The following is a 24752-nucleotide window of genomic DNA, read 5'->3' as shown; positions in this document are numbered from 1 at the left end:
TTGAGGATTCAAAATTCCAGCACGATCATATTCCAGTATTGCAGGGAAGGAACCGTGAGCGAGACGGCATTACCCGTTTGTGTAAACTCCAGCGCTGTAGCCACACCGTTATTAATATCCGGAGAAGCGAGCCAGACTTTCTTTACGGCCTTTGCAGTATTCACTGTCAAGTCCATGTTCCCGATCAGGGAAGGCTTCGCCTGGGTTCCGTTACTGTCCCGCCATTCCAGCGAATTGGCATTGCTGAAATTCACCAGGTGCAGCACCTGCCGGTTGGCGAATTCCTTGCCAATTACAGAAACTTCTCCTTTTGCGGGAGGCCAGTTATTGATAGAGGCTTTTCCATTTGTACAGTTTACCACCGGCGCATTGAAATTACCTCCATCCCGCAGCAGGTTTTCGTAGGCTACCATGAAATCATAATAGCCAACAATTGCATTGCGAAGCTCATCCGGCATCAGCAGATTATTGTTCGGAAAATATTCCTTACCCAGCATATGCTCTCCCAGTTCCAGGTGGGAACCGCCGAAGGCGAAGATCACGGCATCGGCAAGCAACACACCTGGCGTATTGAAATATCCTGCCTGATCGGCTTTATTATAGTTCATATAAGCCGCCAGCACAGTAGGTTTGGTATTGCTGCTGTATGAATTGTTGTTCAGAATAATATTTGAAAGATGGCTGTACTCATCATTCGGTCCCCATACTTCTGTATACAAGAAATCAACCGGAGCTGTAGCGATCTGGTTTTGCTGACCATACTGGTTCACGGCATTCATCAGCAATTTCTTGTTGGGAGATGCTGCCTTCATCGCCTGGATGAAAGGTTTGAAAGTAGCGGCCTGATTGAGCGCTGTTCCATTGTAAGTGTAGAGAGCACCGCGATCTCCGAGCTGATCTATATGGAACCCATCGAAATCCAGTGCCTGGTATACGTCATTGTGTTTGGCTGCGATGTACTGCTGCCAGTTGGTATTGCCGGCATCAGTGAGGTAAATATCACTCTTGAAAAAATTCAGCGGCAGCGGATGTTTATCCTTCGTGGTATGGTTTTGATCTTTGAATACATACCAATCTTCCTGCACGCCATCGGCTGCCGCATCGCTGAGTGCCCCGAAAGCGAGATTGTAGAACATAGCCTGCATACCGCTTTTATGAGCAGCATCGATATAAGATCGCAAAGTGGAAAGATATACATCACGGTTGGAAAGATCTTTCCAAACCGCCTGCGGCGCCGAAGGAGAACCAGCCAGCGGCATATGATGTTTGTACTGCCAGTCGTAGAACTGCAACCCGTTGATATGATGACGCGTGAGATTGTCCATCACAGCTTTGATCTCTGCATCGGTCAACTGTCCGTATTTCGATAAAAAACCGTATCTGGGGAATTTCGCCCAGGAGGAACTAACGTCGATGCCTGTACTGGCGTGGATCTTTTCTTCTCCATCCACCGTTTCATAGATGTCCACCAAATAACCGGTGAAGTCTGCAGCGGGTGCGGTCCAGGACCAGCTGTTTCCCGTAAAAGGCGCTTCACTGATGGTTTCCATGAGATGACGGTAACGCAGTTTGAGGTTCCCGGTGAGTGGTCGGTTTATGGAAAACTGCACAGTTTCTCCAGGCTTATATACGGCTTTATCCTTGTTGATAGTGAGTACAAAAGAATTCCCATAGGTTACCGGATCATTCTTTGGAGCATCTTTTTTACAACTGCTCCAGAGAATGGTGCCTGAGATGAACGCGCACAAAAAATACTTACTGCTTCTGAATGCTGATGGTCTCATACAACTGGTTAATAGTAATGGTGTAGTTACCGGCTTCTGTGATCTTCCATTTGAAGTCCGGGCTGCCACCGGGTACGAATTTCATTTGAGTACTGCCGGGGCCGGATGCATTGAGTACCGGCATGAAGAAATCTCCGCCCCAGTCGCCTTTTTCAACCGGCAGTTTCATTTCGCCGGCTGTCAGTGGTCCGGTCCAGGTGAACACATATGGATTTCCGGGATCTGCCACCATCGGGGTTGGATTATCGATATTCCATCCTGCCGGCGTGGCATCGCCTACCATCCAAACCTGTGCAAAAGGCGTGAAGGGTTTAATGCTGATAGTATTGGCATTGATATCGAGTTTGATCTTGTAGGCGCCTGGTGTAGTGATCTTCCATTTGAAATCGGGATCGCCTCCTGGCACCAGTTGCGCGCCTGTTTCAGTGATTGCCGGATTATTGGTGAGCGGCATATAATAATCTGTAGCGAAATTGCCTGTAGCAACCGGGATCTTGAATTCACCGGCGGCGAGGATCTCATTGTAAGTGAATACAAAAAGATTGGAAGAGTCTACACGCATCTCTGCGGGGTTTTGAATATCCCATCCGGTTGGCACGGCATCGCCCAGCATCCAGAGCCGTTTGTAGAGTGGTTCTGCTGTTTCCAGCACTTCGATAGTGAGGTCAAGCAGATCTACCGTTACGCTATAAACGCCTGATGCTGCAATAATGATCTTATCATCCGGCTGATTATCGTTTTCCCGAAAAACAAGTTTTGTATTGTCAGCCCCCCTGTTGTAGGAAGGAGTGAATTGTCCCAGCGTGGTGATCAGTTTGAATTCGCCGGGTGATAACAAACCCTGCCAGTGAAAACGGCCCGGTTGTGCAGGATCAGCATCCATGGCAGTGGCATTGCCGGCATCCCATCCATTGGGCGTGGCGTCTCCTAGCAGGTACAATGTGGTGGATACCGGCTTATATGGGGTGATCAATACCGTTAGTACTGCTGAGGAATCGCTCGTTCCTTTACCATCGGAAACTGTAGCAATCACTTTTGCCTGCAAAGTTGCTTCTGTTCCCGGCGTGATATTCCAGTGGGTCAGCAGCAGGTTGTTCAGGTCCTTCACGGAATATTTTTTGGAAAGAACAGCTTTCCCCAGATCTTCCGTGAGTGCGTTATTGAAATTATTTCCAGAGAGATCCAGTTTCAGCACATAAGAGATCCCTGCATTGGTGCCATAGTTGGAACCAGCCGTCCAGCTGATGACTACTCCATCCGCGGATTCATTTTTCTGGTTCAATACAATCTTATTGGAATTGGCAGACACTGCCAGTGGCGTACTGCCCTTGTCTGTTTCTTTATAATCTTTCCTGCAAGCCAGCACAAGCAATACTGCCAGGAAGGGAAAACATTTTTTTATGATGGATGAAGCAATCATATCAGACTTTTTAAAGTTGAGCGGTGAGCTTGTTTAGTAGTCTTTGTTTTGTGAAAGATTGGGATTGGCATCCCTTTCTTTCTGTGGGATGGGCAATAAAAGGTGTTTTTCAGCCGCATTTGTTTTACCGATGCTATGCAGGAAATTCAACCCATACTGTCCATTATTCACGCGCACCAGGTCGAACCAGCGATGGCCTTCAAATGCGAGCTCCATCCTTCTTTCGTGAAGGATCTTTTCGCGAAGCGCCTCTTTGTTGAGACCGCTGACATCAGTCAGTCCTGCCCTGTTACGCACACGGTTCAAAGGCCCGCCGGCGTTGATACCTGAGCTTGCCGCCTGGGCTTCTGCGCCGCGATTCAGCTCATTCAGAGCTTCTGCATACATGAGCAGTACATCGGCAAAACGAAGTACTACCCAGTTGGAGGGATTGGTATCGTAATCGGCAGAAATATCTTTGGACACCAGGAATTTCCGAACGTTGTAACCGGTTGAGGAGAAACTGCTCTTGTACACTTTTCCATCGAAGTTGGGGCAACCGGCATAAAGTATCGTTTTATCTTTTCTCGTATCGTTGGCTTCATATGCATTTACAAATTCCGCAGTTGGATGGTTCCAGCCATAACCTCCGCCTACAAAATCGGAGTTGCGCGGACCAGTGAATGTACTTACCCAGCTTGCCTGGTTTTCATTATCCCAGAAACTGAAATTTGTCTTTCCATAATATTGTACTTCAAAAAGCGATTCTATGGAATTCTTTGTTGCGGGAGTGAAATTGTCGCTGTAATTGGTATTCAGCGCATATCCCATACCGTTAAGCTGTGTATAGAGATCCACCACTTTCTGATAATTACCGAGCGTGAGGTATACTTTCATCAACATACCGATAGCGGCTCCTTTTGACGCCCTGCCGATATCGCTGCCACTGTACTGAGACCTTGCAGGAAGATTGGTAATGGCTTTGTTAAGATCATCGATGATCAGTTCATATACTTTTGCTTTGGCTGTGCGGGCGGGACGCAGATCATCGGATGGAGTTTGTGGCTCGGTGATCAGGGGCACATCGCCGAACAATTGCACCAGGATGAAATAATAATGAGCGCGAAGAAACTGAGCTTCGCCCAGGATCCTGTTCCTGAGACCTTCATCCATCTTCATACCTGGCACATGCTGCAATACCAGGTTGCACCGGAGGATACCGGGAGCAGGTCCACGCCAGATATCGAGTGCAGCGGCATTATCAGTTGCCGTAACAAAGTTGGAGATATCCTGGGTTTCGATGCCATCAGTACCACCACCTGCGCCGGTAACACTGTTTCCGGCCCATATATCGGTGGTCCACATACGAAGATTATATAGTTTGGGCCATTGTAGTGGCTGGTAAGCTCCGTTGATTCCGGCAACTGCATCATCCTCCGTTTGCCAGAAATTGGATGAATTCACGGAATCCAGTGGCGTTTTCTCGAGGAACTTGCTGCAACTGGTCATCAACAGGGCGGCGCTGATAACCGGGATATAGAAAATAGATTTCATAAACAAGTTTTGAGGGATTAGAAACTAAGATTGATACCGGCACTGATGGTCCTGGTTACCGGGTACACATTGAGATCAATGCCATTGGAAGGTACTTCCGGGTCGAAGCCGGTGTACTTTGTGAAAGTGACCAGATTCTGACAGGAAACGTACACTCTCAGGCTGCTCATTTTTGCGCGCTGCACCAGGCTTCGGGGCAGCGTATAACCGAGCGTGATATTCTTGATACGCAGGTAAGAACCATCTTCCACGAAGCGGTCGCTCACGCGGGTATTTTTATTAGGATCGTTGAAAACCGCGCGGGGCATGGAGTTGCTGGTACCTTCCCCTCTCCACCTGTCCAGTACCGCAGTTGTCTGGTTCTGTGCAACGGCCATACCTTCCTGCCAGATGCGGTTGGCGTTATAGATATCGTTGCCGGCAATTCCCTGGAGAAAAATGCTCAGGTCAAATCCCTTGTAAGCAAAATTATTGTTCATGGCAAAGATGAAACTCGGGTTGGGATTGCCGATGAATGTACGGTCATCATCGTCTATTTTTCCATCATTGTTCAGGTCCCTGAATTTGACATCACCGGGAGATGTTCTGTTGTTCGCATCGGAACCGGGTACCTGAACAGCCCAGTCGTCCACTTCTTTCTGATTCTGGAAAATGCCGCTGGTCACGAAACCATAGAATTCATTCACGGGATAACCGCCCGCATGCTGGACGGCCAGGACCTGATTCAGACCGATATTGTTTGTATATAATGGAATACTATCGTTCAGGCTCATGATCCTGTTCTGGTTGTAGCTCACATTGAAGCTGGTGTTCCATTCGAATGCGCCGGTGAGATTTTTGGTGTTCACAGCCAGTTCGATGCCCCTGTTCTGAACATGACCAAGATTGATACTGGGAACAACAATATCCGAGTAACCGGTAGAAATGGGAACAGACATCGGCACCAGCATATCCCTTGTATTCTTGAGATAAGCATCGAGTGTAATATTCACGCGGTTCCTGAGAAAACTCGCATCGATACCGATATTCGCCTGTTCCACTTTTTCCCAACGCACACCCGGATTTGGAATGGCCAGTGGCACGATGGCGCTCACGGGCGTTCCGTTGAAATTATATTGAACAGTCTGCAATTTCGAAGTAAAAGAATAGTTACCGATATTCTGATTGCCGGTAACGCCATAGCCTGCACGAAGTTTCAGGTCGTTCACAAATGTTATGTCCCTGAAGAAATCCTCCTCGGAGATCCGCCAGGCAGCTGAGGCAGAAGGGAAGGTTCCGTATTTATTCTCATCACCGAAACGGGAAGAGCCGTCGCGGCGGATAGTGGCGGTTAAGAGATACTTGCTCTTGTAGGCATAATTGAGGCGTCCGATGAATGAAAGCAAAGCCCACTCATCGGCTGTGCCGCCCACTGTTGGGTCGAGTGTGCCATTATCCAGTTGCTGTGTAGCATTACTTGCAAATTTCTGGATAGACCCATCTATGTTATCATTGCGGTTGGTCTGGGCACTTGTGCCGACCATTGCGGTGAGGCGATGTCCGCCATGAAAGGATCTTTCGTAAGTGAAATAATTATCCCAGAGCCAGGTAAGGCTTTTATTGTATTGCTGGTAGAGAGCTGAATTCGGTTGCGGAATGGGTTGCCAGTTGTATTTGGGGCTCCAGCTCCTGTTGTCCCAGAACATGGCCTGCATGCCGCCGGTGGTTTTGAATTTGAGGTCTTTGAACAATGTGAGTTCAGCAAACACATTACCGAGGATATTGTAACCCGCCGTTTTATTCTCGTTGATGGTTGCCTTTCCTATCGGGTTGGCAATATCGCCTACCCATGAGGGTTGTCCTACCGGTCCTGCATAACTGCCATCGGCATTGTATACTGCCTGTGTTGGCAGGGCCGCCATGGTATTACGGATATCGTAGGAGCCGCTTTTTTTGATATCGTGGCTCATGGTGAGGTTATTACCGAAACGCAGCCAGTCGAACACTCTTGAATCATGATTGAACTGAAGTGTGTAACGTTTATATCTGGTATTGATCACGATCCCCTGCTGGTCCAGCATAGTTCCTGAAACATAGAAAGTGGATTTGGGGCCGCCTCCTGAATAGGACATCGAATAATTCTGCATGGGGGCAGAACGGAAGAGCTGGTCCAGCCAATTGGTGCCGGCTCCCAAAGACGGAGGATTGGCAAATGCAGGATTCTGCGCCTGACCGTTATTACTCATCATTTCATTGTGCAGGGAAGCGAACTGTGAAGCGTTGAGCAGGTCTATCATGGAAGTAGCATTCTGCACGCCATAAAAGGCTTTGAAGTCGAGCGCACCTTTTCCGGACAATCCGCGTTTAGTGGAAATCAGTACAACACCGTTGGCGCCGCGGGAGCCGTAGATGGCCGCGGCGGATGCATCTTTCAGGATCTCGATGCTTGCGATATCATCAGGACTGATGGTATTGAGCGGAACATCAGTAGGTACTCCATCTATCACCAGCAGCGGATCACTGTTATTGATAGTGCCGATGCCGCGGATGCGGATCGTGGCATTACTGCCCGGCGAGCCCGAGGAAACGATCTGCACACCGGCAGCGCGTCCCTGGATGGCATCACCGGCATTGGTAACCGGCAATGATTTGATGTCTTTACTATTCACAGAGCTCAGCGATCCGGTGAGATCGCCTTTCTTCTGCGTACCATAACCTACAACTACCACATCGGCCATCGCATTATCGGCTTCTTCCATCACTATATCGAGCGTAGTGAGGTCTTTCACTGCTGCTTCAAACCGGAGATAACCGATGGATGTAGCAATGATGGTATCGGAACTGGTGACGGTAATGGAATATTCGCCATTGTCCCCCGTAGAAGTACCAGCAGATTTTCCTTTAAGCTGGATTGAAACCGAAGACAGTGGCTGATTGTCTTTCCTGGCTGTTACTTTCCCTGTAAGTGTGCGGCTCTGTGAAAAAGCCAGCACGGGAAATACCAATAAGCAGAGAAGCGGGGCGTAATGTTTTACCCGGTGAGTGCTACCTGGCATAATGCAATCGTTTTGGTATTAGCGTTGATAATTGAAGAAACAGATATTCAACTACGAAAGAAAATATAATTTCTCCGGTACCGGTATCTGTCCGTTCCATTTTCTGATCAAAATGTACCAATTTAGGATAAAAAGAGACAAACAACTAACAAACAATTACTTGCACAAATACAGGCAGCTGTCTTTTTTCAATTGCAATACCTACATTTGATCACAGGACAATGCGCTCCAATTACACCATACGATTGCTTATAACATTGCTGCTCTGCTGCATCCTGCAGTCCGGCACACATGCACAGTCGTACTATTTCAGGAACTACCAGGCAGGCAATGGGATCTCCAGCAATACCATCACTACTATATTGCAGGATAAGAAAGGGTTCATGTGGTTCGGCACAAGAAATGGATTGAACCGTTTCGATGGCAACAGCTTCCGCATCTTCAAACATGATCCGCAGGACAGTACCAGCATCGGCAGCAATTCTGTATTGAGTTTATATGAAGATGAACAGGAACAATTATGGATCGGCACTTACAAAGGCATTTACCGCTACGACCCGAAAGAAGACCGCTTCTATTTTTTCGATCAGTTACCTGCCGGTGAAGTGCGCTATATCAAAGCAGATAAGGAACAGCAGGTATGGATCATCTGCGATTTCCATTTGTACAAATACGATCCTGTCAGCCGATCCCTTCAAAAATTCGACAGCGGCTCTGCACAGGAACTGGTACTCACATTGTCAGAACAGGGAGATTGCTGGACAGCCAACAGTAATGGACAAATAAAAAAATACAATACAGAAAAGAAAGAGTTCATCACATATGAGCTGCCAGTAAAGCAGCCCTATACCAATATCCAGGATATCTATCCTTTCAACGACAGCCTGGTACTCTTTGGCACCATGGATAAAGTATATCTTTTCAATATCCACACCAGAACACAACAGGATGTATTTGCCGCTTCCCGCAGAAAAGGAGTGATACAGTTGCACAAGATCATCCGGCAATCACCCACTACCTGGTGGCTGGGCACAGAAACCGGCATCTATATTTATGATTTGCAAAAGGGCATCATCAATCTTGTTCAGAAGGAATATGGCAACCCCTACTCTATTACGGACAATGTGATCTATTCTTTTTGCCTTGACAATGAAGGCGGCACCTGGGTGGGCACTTTCTTCGGTGGTATCAATTATTATTCTCAACAAACGAACCGTTTCCAGAAATACTTTCCCCATAATGGCCCCGACCGTTTGGGTGGCAATCTTGTTCATGAGATCTGCCAGGATGAAAAACAAAATATCTGGATCGGCACGGAAGATGCCGGCCTGCATAAACTCGATCCACGTACAGGCGCCATCACGCAATTCATGCCCGGTACCGGTAGCGGCAGCATCAGTTATCAAAATATACACGGACTGGTGGCATGCGGGAATGAGCTCTGGATAGGCACTTACGAACATGGTTTGGATGTGATGGATCTCCGGACAGAAAAAGTAGTGCGCCATTACAAGGCCGGTGATGCACCCAATCAACTGCACAGCAATTTCATTGTTACACTTTACAAAACAAGGAAAAACGAAATACTGGTGGGCACCTGGACCGGTCTTCTCAAATACAACAGGGCCACCGATGATTTTACCACTATCCCCGGTTTCAACACACAGGTACAGGGCATCACCGAAGATGAACAGGGTACTATTTGGTTTTGCTCCTATGGGAATGGTGTGTACTTCTATAATCCTGCCACCAATCAAAGCGGCAATCTTCGCTTCGATCCCAATAACAATAACAGCCTTTGCAATAATTATGTGAATAGTCTGTATCGCGATAGCCACGGTCATTTCTGGTTCTGTACCGAGAACGGTCTCTGCAGCTATGATCCGCGCAGCAAACAATTCAAAAGGTATGTAAACCTGCCCGACCAGGTGTTCAGGGTATTGGAAGATGATAAGGGATTGCTCTGGGTATCCACCTCACGTGGCCTTTTCAACATGGACGCTCATGGAGAAAATGGAAAACTGTACACCACCGCACAGGGTTTGCTCAGTGATCAGTTCAATTACAATTCAGGGTACAAAACGCCTGATGGCACTATGTATTTCGGATCCGTGAAGGGAATGATCAGCTTCAACCCTGCACATTTCAAAACACCCTCCTTTGTGCCTCCTGTGTTTATCACCCACCTGCAGGTGAACAATAAGGACCAGCTGGTAAATCGCGATGGTTCTTCCCTGCAACAATCCATTCTTTATACCGGCGATATAACGTTGCCGCATGACCGGAGTACGCTCAGTCTTGACGTTGCAGCGCTCAGCTATTCCATGCCCGGCACCAATGAATATAGCTACAAGATGCAGGGGCTCGACAAAGACTGGATCCCGATGCAAAGCAATCGTCGCATCTACTATACCAAGCTGCCACCCGGCAAGTATTTATTCAAAGTAAAGGGCTCTGCCGCCGGGGATGTGTGGAATCCCAAAGAAACCACCCTGCGCATTCATATCCTTCCCCCCTGGTGGGCCAGTTGGTGGGCTTATGCTTTGTATGCACTCACCGGGGCAGCTATCCTGTTCATTATCCTGCGCTATTATCATATAGCAGTCAAGGAAAAGAACAAGCGCATGATCGACACCCTGGAAATGGAAAAAGAAAGGGAGATCTACCATGCCAAGATCGAATTCTTTACCAATATCGCCCACGAGATCCGGACCCCGCTCACACTCATCAAACTGCCATTGGACAAATTGATGAGAACAAATACCCACAATGCTTCATTAACAGAAAGTTTGGACATGATGAAGAAGAATACCAACCGGCTGATCGACCTCACTGATCAGTTGCTCGACTTCCGCAAGGCAGAAGCCAATAAGTTCAGCCTGAATTTTATTAGGACAGATATCAGCGATGTACTGAAAGAACTGTTCCATGCCTTCAAGCCCATTGCCGAAGAAAAGAAACTCCAGCTTAAACTGGAAATGCCACGTATGCCGCTACAGGCCTATGTAGATGCAGAAGCCTTCCGCAAGATCATGAGCAATCTTCTCAACAATGCAATCAAGTATGCAGCAAGCTCCGTTACCGTTAGATTGAAGCCATTCAACAGCAACGACCAGGTTTTCAATATCGAGATCCGCAATGACGGCCACCTCATTCCTTACGAGTTGAAGGAAAAGATCTTTGAGCCTTTCTACCGGTTGAAAGAAAATGAAAAACAGCCAGGCACCGGCATCGGTCTGCCGCTTTCCCGCTCGCTAGCAGAACTGCATAAAGGCATCCTCGATCTGCAGCGGCCAGACGGGCCGTTCAACGTATTCCTGCTTTCCATTCCCATTCACCAGGAACACGAGATCGATCTGCAGGATTATGAAACAATCGAAACAGAACAAACAACAGCAGAAGAAGAATCTGTGAAAGATGCAGACACCGGCAAACTGCACCTGCTGCTGGTGGAAGACAATAAAGAGATCCTCAGTTTCCTGAAAAATGAATTGCAGGCAGCTTATACCATTTCAAGAGCCGGGAATGGAGAAGAAGCGCTGGAAGTATTGAACAAAGAAAATATCCACCTGGTGATCAGCGATATCATGATGCCTGTAATGGATGGAATAGAATTATGTAAAAAGATAAAAACCGACCTGCAGTTCAGCCATATCCCTATCATCCTGCTGACCGCAAAGAATACAATGACTTCCCGCATCGAGGGACTGGAAGTAGGCGCCGATGCCTATATCGAAAAACCATTTGCCTTCGAACACCTGCAGGCGCAGATCAGCAACCTGCTGAGTAACCGCAATACGCTCAAGGAATATTTCGCTCGTACGCCGCTCACACATATCAAAGGCATCGCCAGTTCCAAAGCCGACAAGGATTTCCTGGAACAGCTGCATACAGTGATCAATGCACATATTACCGATACGGAACTGGATGTAGACAAACTATCCCGGTTGATGAACATGAGCCGCACCAGTTTCTACCGAAAGATCAAAGCCCTGTCTGATCTTACACCAAATGAGCTGATCAATTTATCCCGACTGAAGCTTGCAGCAGAGCTGCTCGCGGAAGGCAATTACAAGATCAATGAAGTGGCCGGCATGGTGGGCTACAGTATCAACAGTAATTTTTCGAGGGACTTCAGTAAGCAGTTCGGGAAAACGCCATCGCAATACCTGGCGGAGTTGGGAAAGAAAGTTTGATTGCAGCAACACAGCGTGTTGCCAGTAGCTCCGGCAACCTGTCAACCTTGCGAAAATTCAGCAACATTTTTTTACAATTCAGATCAGTTATTCTTCAATTGGTATGAGTCCGGGTGCATTGAAGTACCAGATCGTCCCCATCTTTGAAGCATGAAACAATTGATGAAGCAGCAGTTGGCCTTTATATTACTGATCCTGAGCCCGGCCATCGCAGTTACACAGGACTTCACAGAAGAAATGAAAGCATGGAGCGGAAAAGCGTTCTTCCAACGCCGGTCTGTAAGCAACAGTAACAAAAGCAAGAGCGACGTTTTGTATAAGATCGAGATCATTTTTAAGAACGGGATCGGTACGGCAACGGCTACTTATTCGATAGAGAACCATGATAATTCCTACGGCTCCAGTTATTCGGAATCAGGCTCCACTACAGCATCTGCTGCTACAGAATTCAGTGTATCCATCACCGATGATAACAAATATTATTCCGTGTACCTCCCCGTTCCGGAGTGTACTGGAAAACTGAAAGTTACCCGCGACGGCGAAACCACGCTCAGGGATTTTGGAATGGATGAAACCATTTTCCAGTTGGAAAGCAAAGAAATGGGCGACAATCCGGATATCCTCACCGGCAATGAAACCAGCAGGGTGAAGATGGAAGGCGGCTACAGTGAAGAGATCTATCAATGGGCATTCATAAAGAATGCAGTACCTGTGGACCTTATCGTTACCAGTCCGGGTTACGAAAGCTGGCTACCCGAACCCGGCATGGACGAAAACACAAAAGGCAACCATATCGATATCGGCCTGAAACTGGTGAATCCTGAAGGAAAACCGCTGACCGTAAAAGCAAAATATTTCGAGGCAAAGCTGCTGAAAACCTCTGCAGAGCCTGGTATTACCATCAATTATCCACTTAATGCAAGCGCTTCCGGCAAACACGATATGCGCCTGCTCAATGAAGCATATCAACCAGCGTCCGGAGATGGACAAATCCTGAAAGTACCAACCATTGATGGCGAAACCGGTTCCCTGGCCATTGGATCATATGACGGCGGCGGACATACGATGCTGGAAGTTGTCGCCTTCCTGGAAGATGGTTCCCAGGTGACAGGTCATTACCTGAAACCCGACGGCCCCGCTTCGATACCTTATCCTCATCGGGATGCAGGACGATCCATCGCCAAATCCTGGCTGCAAAAACATAATGATCCGCAGGAGAATGACGACAAGGAAGTAACGGCGGGGAATAACCGTAACGGAGACGGACTGACCGCCTATGAAGAATACCGCGGAATGATCTCGGAAGGAAAATTCATCAGGCTCGATCCTACGAAAAAAGAACTGGCCGTTAGAGTAAAGAAGGAAGAAGTGGACAGCTTCAGGGGAGGCTACAAACTCTTTGCCGCCGCCACCAAAGTGATACCAGTTGTTTGTTTGACAACTGAAATGGGTGAAGCCAGGATCTTCAACAGGAACAACACAACCGGCAAAGCAGGCGATCAGTACGGGCTTTTTATTGAAGACAAAAGCATGGGCGACACAATGGGCCTCACCTTGCCCTCTTCCAATTTCAAAACCACCAAAATCACTACCAACGTATACATCAATCTGCAGGGGATCAAATATTTTTATGATGCCACCCTCAGTGTTAACCAGCTCACAAGCCTTCCTTATACATTACAGGATGATATAGACAATACCGTAGCGCATGAACTGGCGCATGGCATTGGCGTTCCCCATCATGGAGGTTCAGGCAAGGGCCTGATCTATAAACAGGAAGATTATCCCAATCACGATATCCGGTTTGTGCTGGAAAATGGAAAACCCAGTCCTGAAATTCCGAAGCTGAAACAAAACCTGCTTGGTGGACCACACAACGATGCCAGTGGCGACCTCACCTGCATCATGGCTTACACCGGCAAATACCAGTGGGCCTATACCAAGGAAGGCAATAGTATCATCTACCGTCAGGTGCCGCTGATGCCGGTTGGAAAAACACTTTGCACTTCACCCGCAGGTACAAGGATCAATGCCAATCAGCAATACTTTGAAGATGCGGAGGGCGGTTATGGAAATTGCACCTCGCGTATGAAAGTGAAATGTTATTGAGCAGGGCAGCAGTACACTTACCCCTGCAAAATTTCCAGGATCCTTTCATTCCGGATGATCATCATCCCCTGCCTGTCCTGCGTGATGCCATTCTCCAGTTTATATGTATAACGCGGAACATTTCCATCCATCACGGTAGGCATGAATTTGAATCGTATATTATTATGCGATTGCAAAGCCTCTCCCACTTCTATGATATGTGTGCTAAGTATGAAAAGACAATTCCCGTACTCAGCAAATCCTTCTGTAACGGCGAGTGTACCATCGTAAGCATCTTTTACATTCGTTCCCTTGAACAGCTCATCGAAGATCAGCAGCAGGTGTTTGCCGGTGGCCGTAGCATCTGCCGCGGCTTTCACGCGCACCACTTCCGCATAAAAATGGCTGTAACCCAATCCGATATTATCCGCTACATTGATGGAAGAGAAAATACCATCCCTCACAGAGAAGCTCATGGAATCCGCCGCAACAGGGAATCCTATATGCGCCATGTACATCCCTATTCCGATGGATTTCATCCAGGTGCTCTTTCCGGCCATATTGGCGCCGGTGAGAAAGATCACATTCTCCTTTTTGTTCATGCTGATCTGGTTACCTACAGCTCCTGGTACAGCTGGGTGCCGCAGGTTCTCAGCTTCCAGCAGGTTCATTTCTTTAGGCAATGCCTTCGCATAGTTAAAATGCTTCGATTTGGCTACATTACTAACGGCAATGTTCACGTCAACTTCGGCGATGAACAGTAAAAGGTCGGATAAAGCAGTATGCAGTTTTGTTCTCAACAGGTAATCGAAACCTGCGATCGAGCTGAAGGAAATATCACGGTAAATATCTGTTTCTATTACCTGCATCAGTTTTTCTTCAGTCAATATCCTCTTTACCTCTTCCACCCGCGGCTGGTACGGACTTCCGGGAGCTTGCAACATTTCAGTCAGCGCAAAACATTTCTTTAAAACAGAAATGGTGGCCTGCAGGCCCTGGATCATTTTTTTATACCGCTCATCGCGGGTGAGCGATGATAAACTTTTCAGAACAATCAGGTTGCTATACACCATTGGAAAGCTTCTCCCGGAAGCACCATCCAGGTATTCCTGCATGAGCGTCACCTGTTCCGCCTCGAAGGGGAATGTGATAGAGACGGATTGGAAGAATTGAAAAACTGCAGACCGTTGATTGATGGCGGCCGCATCGGTGAGTGGCTGCCTGAACAGTTCATCCAGCAATTTTTCACCTCCTCTTGTTTTCACCTGGTTGAACAGATGGTATACAGATCCCTGCCGGAATTTCCCCAGCAGGTTCAATTCATCCAGCGATTGCCTGTCTATGCTAAAACTCATTTCGTATGTTTTATTTTATTTCGCAGTGCCCAGTCGCTCGCCTCCGGCGAGTGACTTTTGTTTAGTCGCCTCCGGCGACGCGGTGTTCGCCGGAGGCGAACAAATAGAAGCCACTCGCCAGAGGCGAGCAACTGGCAGCTCTCCGTTATTCCTTCTTTCCATTTTTAAGCGTGTCCAAAATCCCTTCATTCCGGATAATGATCATACCATGCCTGTCTTCGGAAATACCTTGTTCAAGTTTGTATGTGTATTCCGGCACATGACCATTCATACGCGTGGGTAAGAAATGGAAAGCGATATTCTTTTTTTCCATCAGCGCTTCACCTGCTTCCACAATATGGGAAGAAATGATGAAGAGACTATTGGTCCTTCCCGCAAAGCCTAGTGTAACGGCGATTGTGCCTTCATTGGCATCTTTCACATTGGTGCCGCGGAACAGTTCATCAAAAATAATGAACAGTGATTTTCCTGTACTCAATTCCGTTGCCACTTTTTTCACACGTAGCACTTCCGCGTAAAAGTGACTGGCCCCGATACCAAGATTATCCGGCAGGTTGATGGTAGTGTAGATCCCATCCATCACAGGGAATTCCATTTTTTTTGCAGCCACGGGAAATCCCATATGCGCAATGTACATCGCGGTGCTGATAGCGCGGAGGAAAGTGCTCTTGCCAGCCATATTGGCGCCGGTGAGGAACACTACATTGCTCTGGCTGTTCATTCCGAAGTCATTGGCCACCGCCTCTTTCAATTCAGGATGATAAACGCCTTCCAGTTTCAATTGCGTATTACCTTTTGGATTTGGTTCGGGGAATACGAATTTCCTTTGATTCGCGATACCGGCCACAGAGATGAACACATCCATCTGGTAAATGAACTGAAGTGCCGCCATAATCTTATCGCGTTCCCTGACACGTATCAGCACATCAAAAGCCGTCACTGCAGCATAGGACAGTTTGTTGCCCGGCCTTTCTTTGAATACCGGTGCCAGTTCAGCACTTTCCAGCAACGTTAGTAATGCCAGCCTTTCCTCATCCAGTTGCGGTATTTTGCTCACATCGCCTTTGATGAGAAAATCCCTCATTACGTGCATCAGGTCAAGCACGGCTGAAACGCCGTTACTCACTTCTTTTTCGCTGAGGGATATTTTCTGCGAACCATCATTGCCTACCGTGCCGGCATGCGTCATATATTTCTCCACGCTGTCCAGCGTGCCACCCTTGAACGGGAATTGGGTCTTCATGCCGGCAAAAGCAGCAATAACAGTGGCCCTCCTGGTGATGGCCTCACGGTCAGCTAGGGGAGCTTTGAACAATTGTTGCAAGAGGCTTTCCCCGCCACGCGTGAATGTATTGTTGTAAATATCGTAGATACCGGTTTGATCGCGTTTGGCAAACAACCTAAGATCCTCTATCGTTTGATCATCTGTTTGTAAATACATCATATTATAATTTATTTCCTGTTCCTGCGCACCAGTATGATGATCCCCATGAAGATGAAGACAACAGGCAGCACAATAAGATAGACAATATACAAAATCCTGCCGGTATCTTCCCCGATCAGGAATTTTGTATCGATGGGCAGCGGTCTGTTGGTATATTTTGGATATTCATTATATACGAGCCAACTGTATGCCGCATTTGCGAATGGACCGCCTTTACCGCGGAAATCGCTCATAAAATCCGCATCGCCTGTAACAACGATCCGTTGCTCTTTATTGTTAATCTTACGGGATAGCTTAACCGCAGTTGCATATTGAGGAAGGCGCAGATCTCCTTCTGACGGAGCATACACGGGTGCAGCAGAATCCACTACCAGCACGCCATTCTCGATCCAGGTTGAATCATCGCCATATTGCATGAATACCGGCTCAGCTTTGAAACCGTTTTTTTCCTCCACAGTCACTGCTGTGCTTCCGGCAAACTTATGGCGCAATGTTACACTGGCGCTATTCCGGAACCTGAACAGAAATGGTTCATCTGCCATCCGGTTACCTCCGGCGGTGATCACTGGCTCAAAGATATGCGGCATTTCATCTTTCGTCGGCTTCACGATTGTTCCGTTTTCCAGTTTTACACCAATGGATTCCAGGATCGGGTTCAACAGCTGCTGCTTGCCTGGCTCACCATAAAAAATGGCATTACCACCCTTAGCGAGCCAGTTCAATATTTTCTCTTTTTCTGTTTCTGAAAAAGCTGATTTAGGATCGGCTACTACCAGCACTGCCGTGGAATCCGGGATATCCTGCTGAGAAAGGTTAATGGTATCTGTATCGATACCTTCATTGATCAGCGATTGCTCTTCGGCCTTATAAGTGGTGGAAACCCTGAACTCCTTTTCACCGGCTTTAAACGGACTTCTTTCAAAATGCCCGGAGCTGAAGAGTATTTCAGGCACTGAAGAACTTGTCAAACGCCGGATGGCGGCAGATACATGCATTTCCAGCGGCCATGGCACGGGCCTGGATGGGAATACACGTAGCCAGGCTTTCTTCCCCTTGTATTCAAGTTGCATCACAAGCACTTTCTCCTCTCCGCTCAGATCGATCAGTTGCCTGATCTCCTGCGGCATTTTGAAACGATCAACAGAAAGTCCGCTGGCAGTGGCTTTCTCATCGGCAATTTCATCGATCGATTTATTGGGATAACGGTCATGAAAAACCGCCGTATCCTTGTCCATCAGATCATAATAATAAACATAGTCCAGGTTGATATTGGGATGGAAACGGATATATTTTTCCCAGAAATCCCAGATGTATTTGTTCCTGGTCTGCGGCAGTCCATGATGCATGGCAGGATCAAAAAGATTGGTGTACAAAGTAACATTCAGCGGTTCCTTGCCCAACTCCGCCACCACTTCCTGCGTAACGGGCATGATGGTGTTCTGCTCATTCCTGCTAATATCCGCGTAAAGGATGTAGCCCGGCCTGGAACTGAAATAGCCGATCAACAGAGACAGGGTGATGATGGTAAGATACCGTGAAAGATTTGTCCGCCAGCTCACCATTTCATGAAAGCTGCGCAACCTGATCAGACTAAAACCAATGAACATGGCAATGATCACGAGGAAGTAGATGATATCCCGGCTCGTGATCAGGCCACTGGCCAGGCTCCTCACCCTGCCGTTGATAGATAAGAACCAGGTGAGATCACGTACAAAATCATATTGCTGCCAAACTGTTCCCATGATCTGCAGCAGAAAGAAAACAACAAAAGTGAACACACCCGCCACGATCTGGTAATTGGTAAGGCTTGAAATAAACAAGCCGATAGAAACATAAGTGGCTGCCAGTAGAAAGTAGCCTAAAAGCGCACCGGGTATTACATGAAAATCCAAGTTCCCGATAGAGAAGGCGCCTGCGCTCATCAGCAATACCAGAAGCAGGAATAATATACAGATGAATCCCATCAGTCCGAGATACTTGCCAAATACAATATCTCGGGGCCTTACAGGGGAGGAATAAAGGAGTTTGATGGTACCAGCATTGAACTCCTTATTGATCACTCCCATGGTGAGTAAAGGGATAAACAGGTATAGATAATTGGTAACCGTTTCGTACAATCCATCGAACATCAGATTGGTTAGTGATTGCCCCCAGCCCTCCCAAATGGAAGATACTTCCTGCATACCTTCCTGCCAGACCGAATACATATACATCATGAGCACGAACCGTAAACCGGTAAGAAGGAAAAAAGCGATTCCAACCACCCAGGCAATGGGAGAATAGAACAGGCTGCGTAGTTCAGCCCTTGCTATTTTTGCAATGATTCTCATATCAGTTGGTTGGTATGGATTGAGTGGATAATTGTTTGAACACATCGTCCAGCAATGACTTCTCATAGCTGATCTCCTTTAGCCTCCAGTTCTGCTGAATGCTGGCGGCAACAACCAGCTCAGCGATATCGGCGCCATCCTCAAAATAGACCCTCACCTGTTTATCTGCCAGAAACTGCAGTTTGGTAACGCCGGGAATGGCCATCAATGCGGCTTCCGCAGGCATATTCTCCAGGCGCACCAGCAGTGTCTGCGGTTGTACATAATTATTAAAAGCATCCATCGTATCTGAGAAAACGATACGGCCTCCTTCGATCATTATGATATCACGGCATAGGATATTGATCTCAGACAGTACATGTGAACTGAGCAGTACTGTATGTTCTGTTGCAATTTCCCGGATGAGCTTCCTGGCTTCGATGATCTGGTTGGGATCGAGACCATTGGTAGGCTCATCCAGGATGATGAGCTCTGGCTTGTGTATGATAGCCTGCGCAATGCCTGCACGCTGCCGATAACCACCGGAAAGGTTCTTGATCAGCCTCGAACTGAAATGCCCGATACCGCATTTTTCCATGGCCTCATGCACAGCAGCCTTCACTTTTTGTTTGGGGATAAAGCGAAGATCTGCTGCGTAGGTAAGATATTCTTCAACGGTGAAATCGAGGTATAGCGGCAGTATCTGTGGTAAAAAGCCCAGCTTTGCTTTGGCCCGCTCCGGTTGTTGCCTGATATCTATGCCATCGATCAAAACCCGGCCCTCAGTGGGTTTCAGCACGCCGCAAACAATATTCATGATGGTTGACTTACCTGCTCCGTTGGAACCGAGAAGTCCAACCACTCCGTGCTGGTCAAGGTCGATATTGATATCGCGCACAGCCCAGGAGCTGCTGTATTTGTGCGACAGATTTTCTATTTTCAGGATTGTGCTCATTATGCTTAGTATGAGTTTAAAAATTATTTACGCTTTCTTCTGATCAGCAGGATGGCCCCAGAGGCAATGGCAATACCCGGGAGCAGGTACACAAAGACCCACCTGATCCTTTCCGAAGTTTTCCTTCTAACGGAAAGCAGCTGATCTACCGGTGCGGGATAGTTGAAATAGAAGGGATATTCATTTCGAAGCAGCCAGCTATATGCAGCATTCTTCCAGGCTGACCCGGAGCCTCTGATGAGGCTCATGAAATCAGACTCACCGGTGACTATGATCCTTTGTTCCCGGTTATTGATCTGGCGCGTCATCTTAATACCCGTCACATATTTTTTCTCTTTCACATCACCTTCTATTGGAGAAAAAACGGGTGCAGCGGAATCGGGTACAAACAGTCCGCGCTCCCTCCAGGTTCCGGCTGTATCGGCAATTTCAAAGATGGGCTCGATCCTGAAGCCATTGGCTTCTTCATATCTCATGCTGGCTGATCCCGGAAAACAGAGTAGAATCGGCACTTTTTCGTACCGGAATTTCCAAAGGACTTCTTCATCTGCCATGTATTTAGCGGTATCCGTGATCTCAGGCCAAACTATATGCGCCATTTCATCTTTGTTGGGCTTCACAATGATGCCATCTTCCAGCTCCACTCCTATCGTTCTCAAAACAGGGTTCAGCATGGACTGCTTACCAGGCTCTGCATAGAAAACAGCATCACCTCCGGCATTGAGGTATTGGGTTATTTTTTCCTGTTCAGCCGGTGACAGAGCGGATTTCGGGTCCGCCAGTACAAATATGCCTTTGCCGGGAATATTACGATTGCTGAGATTCAGGGTATCGCTTATTGCACCCAGGTTCAACAGAGCCCCCCTGCTTAATTTCAGCATTGCCTGGCCACTGAATTCCCTTTCTCCGGACTTGAACGGACTACGTTCGTAATGACCGGTAGAAAAATATAATTGTGGAATACTGTCTCTCGTAAGCATCGAGATGGCCCCCGCTACCTGGTCCTGGTCCGGCCAGAATTTGAAATCATCGAAGGTCCTCAGGAATGTTTTCTTTCCTTTATACTCCAGTTGCATCACGGACCTTAGACCTTCATCCTGCAGGTTGATCATTTTCCTGATCTCAGCAGGTTTTTTGAAAATGGATTTCGGAAGTCCGTTCAGACTCATGAACTTTTTTGCTACTTCTTCAAGTGTTTTACCAGGATAAGTTTTCCTGAACATGGTATCATCATCCATCAGATCATAGTAGTATACAAAATCGAAATCGATATTTGGATGGAACCGCTGGTATTTGCCCCACACTCCCCAGAGGTAAGCGTTCCGGGCAGAAGGGAATCCATTTCCACCTGTGGGATGCATGAGGTTTGAGTAGAACGTAACCTTCAGTGGTTCGTCACCCAGTTCCTTCACCACTTTCTCTATGGTTGGATGAATGGTATTCACCTTGCCCCTGGTAACATCCAGGTATCCGATTAAACGTGGCTTTGAGCTGATGTAGCCGAGCGCGAGCACCACTACCAGCAGCGCTGCATATCGTGCAAAGAAAAAATACCATTTTCCTGATTCCTGCCGGTTGTGCAATCGCAGGAAAGTGAAGCCTGTAAACAGGAAAATGATCAGGAAAAAATAAGCGAGGTTATTGGTGGTGATCAATCCGCCCAGGAAACTGTCCACTCTTCCTGCAATATTCAGGAACCAGCTGAGATCGCGGAAGAAATCATGTTGCTGCCAGAACATAGACATATTGGCCAGCACAATAAATAATAGAAAAGTGCACAAAGCTGCTACCACCTGGTAGGTGGTGAGGCTGGAAACATACAAGCCGATCGCAGAATAGGTACATGAGAGCAGGAAGATCCCCAGCAATGCGCTCAGGAAGATCTTGTACTCTGCCTGTACGATTGAAAAATAGCCTGCAATCATCAGGAATGCCACGGGCAGCAGCAGGACCATATTGTAGATCACCAGTCCCAGGTATTTACCCAGCACGATATCACGGGTACGCACAGGTGAAGATCCAAGTAGTCTGATGGTGCCGCCCTGTATCTCCCGGCTGATAACCCCCATGGTGAGCAGTGGGATAAAAAGGAAAAGATTTTCAAGAAGGTAACTGTAGGCGCCATCATACAGTAGCATACTTAGCGGCTTGTCGAAGCCTTTCCAGTCTTTCGAATTGTCCTGGTAGAACTGCTGCTGTGAGGCAACATTCACCAGGAGATCACTGAACTGTATGCCTGCCAGTATCAAAAAGGCAACAAAGATCACCCAGGCAACAGGCGAATAGAAAAGGTTACGCAATTCCGCCTTTGCGATTTTAAAAATGATTCTCATTATGTATGGTAAGATTAGTGGATACTATTGCATTAGTATAGTTTAGAAAACGTAAATCCGGGTTCACTGTATCCTGTGGTACCCCTGGCCCCTTTGAGCATTACCGAGTAAACCCTGTAGAGGTATTGCTGATTTCCTACCAATGGCCATACTTCTTTGGAATAAGTGGCCAATAGTTCATCGGTAGCTGCATCCCGCATTTCGAATGTCATATAATCCAAAGATCGTGTAACCGGTATCGTTATAAACTTTGTCACTCCCTTATAGGGCAGGTTGGCTGCAACCACTTTATCTGTGGCCGTTTTCTGAATGATGTTCACAGGCGCTCCGGAAATGAAATTGATGAACCTGAGGGCATATGCGCTATCCTTTGGTTCGAAGTAAGGAAGGGGATCATCTTTGATGAACATCGTATCCATCGATGCTACCGGCCCGCCGGCAATGAAGGAATAACTGGATCTTTTCTCCAGGTTGAGCATCATGGAAAATGCTGGCTTGTGACCAGGCATGGTATCGGGCACTGCATGCAGTGTAAAAGGCAGCTTGTCTTCGTGAATACTTTGTCGCCTTTCCTCACCCTGGCTATTGATATCCACTGCCCAGTTATAACTGAAAGGTTCGTTATCCGAAAGCCTTACCACTACGGGACTATAAGCATGAAAAGCTCCATAGAGCCGCAATACGGCAAATTCCGCGTATACTTCTTTTTGCTTTTTACAGCCTCCCGCTGCAATGCCAAGCAACGAAAAGTATAATGTAAGGCAGCATCCGGTTGTCCAATATTTTGAAAAGATCGAATGTTTCATAATCTAATTTTTTTACTGATCAGGGTCTGTCATATCCGGGGTTCTGTGACAGGGAAAAATTTACTTTCAGCTCACTGATGGGAAGGGGGTACAACAACTGGTAATCTCCCTTCCATGGATTTTTGAAATCCACCTGTTTAAGTACATCCACTGCCTTTCCGGTTCTTTTCAGATCAAACCAGCGATGCGCCCATTCAGTGAACAACTCTTTTCTTCTTTCGTCCGCAACTGCCTGAATTACCTGTGCAGTGGTGAGTGAATAAGGAAGGGGATCCAATCCTGCTCTTTCCCTTACCCTATTCAGATCATCGATAGCAATTGAGGTATTGCCGGCATTGAGGAGAATGGCAGCTTCTGCTCTAATGAGGAACATCTCTGCCAGGCGCAGTACTACGGAGTTTTCATCATTCATTCCTGTTTGGGACTTATTCTTGTATTTATACGGCATATAGATCATTTGTCCTGAGCTATTCTCATGCTCAGCCACCCAACTGGTCCGCCTGTTATCGTTTGCCTCAAATGCTGACAGTAAGCCCGGGTAGATTGTGTACGAACCAGTACCTAAACCAAAGAGTGGAAGCCATAATTTGGCATCCGGCGTGCAGGTTTCTCCATATTGATTTGTCTGGCACAATTGCCAGATCACTTCCTTGCTATCCACTTTGAATACTTTGTTCAGATCCGGCTCAAGAGAAAAGAGTTCATTTTTATTGATCACATTGGTGGCGCTGTTGATAGCATTCTGATACTGACCGGCAAACAGGTATACTCTTGCAAGCAACGCTTCTGCGGCCCACCGGCTGATACGCGTCCGCATTCCGTTGCTTGCCCTGAAATCCTCATGGAGATCAGCACTTGCTTCGGTAAGATCATTGATGATCTGCTGATAGATTTGGGAAACGGGCGACCTGCCCAGGTTTTTCGTTTGATTATAATCAATAGTAAGCACCAGGGGTAATTCACCAAAAAAATTCGTCAGGTAGAAATAACTGAAGGCCCTGATGGCTTTTGCTTCTGCTGTCAGTTGTTTCCTGGCGCTGTCTGTGAGCAGGTCCGATTCGGAGCCAGCAACGCCTTCAACAATGGCATTGGCATCGTAAATAACCTGGTAGCAAGACCTCCAGAGATCATTAGAGAGGAACGAGTTCAATACATTGATGGAGTTACTGCTCATCATCCATTCAGAAGACCCTCCATGTTGTGTCCAGGGATGAGCTTCATCCGCAGACATGGAGCCGCAGAAGGAAGACAGGCCGGCGGAAAAACAAGACCGCTCAGCCGTCTGATATGGCACCTCTCCATTGATCATTAGGCTGTACACACCGCCCAGCGCCCATTCTGCCTGTTCATTGTTACTGAATACCTGCTCTGTAGTAATGGTATCTATGGGAGAATCGATATCAACTATTTTTTTGCAGGACGCCATTGAAAAAAGCAAGAGCATCCATATGATCTTTCTTGTTGTGAATTGTATTTGCATAAAGCTCGATTGAA

The 24752-nt window shown here is 47.3% G+C and carries 13 protein-coding genes; 2 read left to right on the top strand and 11 right to left on the bottom strand.

All coding sequences use genetic code 11. The features are described 5' to 3' along the window. Positions 1 to 8: 8 nt before the first annotated feature. Genes D9Y29_RS08260 through D9Y29_RS08245 form a run of 4 tightly spaced genes read right to left on the bottom strand, consistent with a single transcriptional unit; the run spans position 9 to position 7772 of the window. Positions 9 to 1784, bottom strand: coding sequence for an endo-dextranase (locus D9Y29_RS08260; protein ID WP_127126919.1), 1776 nt, complete (start codon positions 1782 to 1784; stop codon positions 9 to 11). Next, entirely contained in the window at positions 1756 to 3204 is a 1449-nt protein-coding gene (locus tag D9Y29_RS08255; RefSeq protein WP_127126917.1) for a SusE domain-containing protein, read from the bottom strand. Before D9Y29_RS08255 ends, D9Y29_RS08260 begins: the two co-directional genes overlap by 29 nt. Before the next feature lie 33 nt (positions 3205 to 3237). Continuing rightward, positions 3238 to 4737 carry a RagB/SusD family nutrient uptake outer membrane protein gene (locus D9Y29_RS08250; RefSeq protein WP_127126916.1) on the bottom strand — a complete coding sequence of 500 codons (1500 nt, stop codon included), beginning with the start codon at positions 4735 to 4737 and terminating at the stop codon, positions 3238 to 3240. Between the two features lie 17 nt (positions 4738 to 4754). Continuing rightward, on the bottom strand, positions 4755 to 7772 hold the full coding sequence (locus tag D9Y29_RS08245) for a SusC/RagA family TonB-linked outer membrane protein (protein ID WP_127126914.1): 3018 nt from the start codon (positions 7770 to 7772) through the stop codon (positions 4755 to 4757). A 221-nt stretch (positions 7773 to 7993) separates the two neighbouring features. Here D9Y29_RS08245 and D9Y29_RS08240 point away from each other — a divergent pair, with 221 nt between their 5' ends. Next, positions 7994 to 11968, top strand: a complete 3975-nt coding sequence (locus D9Y29_RS08240) for a hybrid sensor histidine kinase/response regulator transcription factor (protein WP_127126912.1) — start codon at positions 7994 to 7996, stop codon at positions 11966 to 11968. Between the two features lie 150 nt (positions 11969 to 12118). Beyond that, positions 12119 to 14077 carry a hypothetical protein gene (locus tag D9Y29_RS08235; protein WP_127126910.1) on the top strand — a complete coding sequence of 653 codons (1959 nt, stop codon included), beginning with the start codon at positions 12119 to 12121 and terminating at the stop codon, positions 14075 to 14077. Between the two features lie 17 nt (positions 14078 to 14094). Here the strand turns inward: D9Y29_RS08235 and D9Y29_RS08230 are convergent, their stop codons facing one another. From D9Y29_RS08230 to D9Y29_RS08200, 7 genes are all read right to left on the bottom strand, one after another. Continuing rightward, positions 14095 to 15411 carry a MutS-related protein gene (locus tag D9Y29_RS08230; RefSeq protein ID WP_127126908.1) on the bottom strand — a complete coding sequence of 439 codons (1317 nt, stop codon included), beginning with the start codon at positions 15409 to 15411 and terminating at the stop codon, positions 14095 to 14097. A gap of 145 nt (positions 15412 to 15556) precedes the next feature. After that, positions 15557 to 16855 carry a MutS-related protein gene (locus D9Y29_RS08225; RefSeq protein WP_241237877.1) on the bottom strand — a complete coding sequence of 433 codons (1299 nt, stop codon included), beginning with the start codon at positions 16853 to 16855 and terminating at the stop codon, positions 15557 to 15559. Between the two features lie 8 nt (positions 16856 to 16863). Further along, positions 16864 to 19185 (bottom strand): ABC transporter permease subunit, encoded by a 2322-nt coding sequence (locus tag D9Y29_RS08220; RefSeq protein WP_164735313.1) that lies wholly within the window; start codon positions 19183 to 19185, stop codon positions 16864 to 16866. Position 19186: 1 nt separating this feature from the next. After that, on the bottom strand, positions 19187 to 20119 hold the full coding sequence (locus tag D9Y29_RS08215) for an ABC transporter ATP-binding protein (protein ID WP_206513740.1): 933 nt from the start codon (positions 20117 to 20119) through the stop codon (positions 19187 to 19189). A gap of 23 nt (positions 20120 to 20142) precedes the next feature. Next, positions 20143 to 22452, bottom strand: a complete 2310-nt coding sequence (locus tag D9Y29_RS08210) for an ABC transporter permease subunit (RefSeq protein WP_127126902.1) — start codon at positions 22450 to 22452, stop codon at positions 20143 to 20145. 32 nt (positions 22453 to 22484) lie between these two features. Beyond that, entirely contained in the window at positions 22485 to 23258 is a 774-nt protein-coding gene (locus D9Y29_RS08205; RefSeq protein ID WP_127126900.1) for a hypothetical protein, read from the bottom strand. A 19-nt stretch (positions 23259 to 23277) separates the two neighbouring features. Then, positions 23278 to 24738, bottom strand: a complete 1461-nt coding sequence (locus D9Y29_RS08200; RefSeq protein WP_127126898.1) for a RagB/SusD family nutrient uptake outer membrane protein — start codon at positions 24736 to 24738, stop codon at positions 23278 to 23280. Between the last annotated feature and the right edge of the window lie 14 nt (positions 24739 to 24752).

Origin of the sequence: Pseudoflavitalea rhizosphaerae, assembly GCF_003991355.1 — a bacterium.
Lineage (GTDB): Bacteria > Bacteroidota > Bacteroidia > Chitinophagales > Chitinophagaceae > Pseudobacter > Pseudobacter rhizosphaerae.
This window is presented reverse-complemented; position numbering and strand designations above follow the sequence as displayed.

What these genes read in the sequence shown, in the direction of transcription:
- D9Y29_RS08210 (WP_127126902.1), bottom strand. Translation starts at nt 22,452, where the DNA reads ATGAGAATCATTTTTAAAATCGCAAAGGCGGAATTGCGTAACCTTTTC.
- D9Y29_RS08225 (WP_241237877.1), bottom strand. Translation starts at nt 16,855, where the DNA reads ATGATGTATTTACAAACAGATGATCAAACGATAGAGGATCTTAGGTTG.
- D9Y29_RS08215 (WP_206513740.1), bottom strand. Translation starts at nt 20,119, where the DNA reads ATGAGCACAATCCTGAAAATAGAAAATCTGTCGCACAAATACAGCAGC.
- D9Y29_RS08240 (WP_127126912.1), top strand. Translation starts at nt 7,994, where the DNA reads ATGCGCTCCAATTACACCATACGATTGCTTATAACATTGCTGCTCTGC.
- D9Y29_RS08220 (WP_164735313.1), bottom strand. Translation starts at nt 19,185, where the DNA reads ATGAGAATCATTGCAAAAATAGCAAGGGCTGAACTACGCAGCCTGTTC.
- D9Y29_RS08245 (WP_127126914.1), bottom strand. Translation starts at nt 7,772, where the DNA reads ATGCCAGGTAGCACTCACCGGGTAAAACATTACGCCCCGCTTCTCTGC.
- D9Y29_RS08230 (WP_127126908.1), bottom strand. Translation starts at nt 15,411, where the DNA reads ATGAGTTTTAGCATAGACAGGCAATCGCTGGATGAATTGAACCTGCTG.
- D9Y29_RS08250 (WP_127126916.1), bottom strand. Translation starts at nt 4,737, where the DNA reads ATGAAATCTATTTTCTATATCCCGGTTATCAGCGCCGCCCTGTTGATG.
- D9Y29_RS08205 (WP_127126900.1), bottom strand. Translation starts at nt 23,258, where the DNA reads ATGAAACATTCGATCTTTTCAAAATATTGGACAACCGGATGCTGCCTT.
- D9Y29_RS08200 (WP_127126898.1), bottom strand. Translation starts at nt 24,738, where the DNA reads ATGCAAATACAATTCACAACAAGAAAGATCATATGGATGCTCTTGCTT.
- D9Y29_RS08235 (WP_127126910.1), top strand. Translation starts at nt 12,119, where the DNA reads ATGAAACAATTGATGAAGCAGCAGTTGGCCTTTATATTACTGATCCTG.
- D9Y29_RS08260 (WP_127126919.1), bottom strand. Translation starts at nt 1,784, where the DNA reads ATGAGACCATCAGCATTCAGAAGCAGTAAGTATTTTTTGTGCGCGTTC.
- D9Y29_RS08255 (WP_127126917.1), bottom strand. Translation starts at nt 3,204, where the DNA reads ATGATTGCTTCATCCATCATAAAAAAATGTTTTCCCTTCCTGGCAGTA.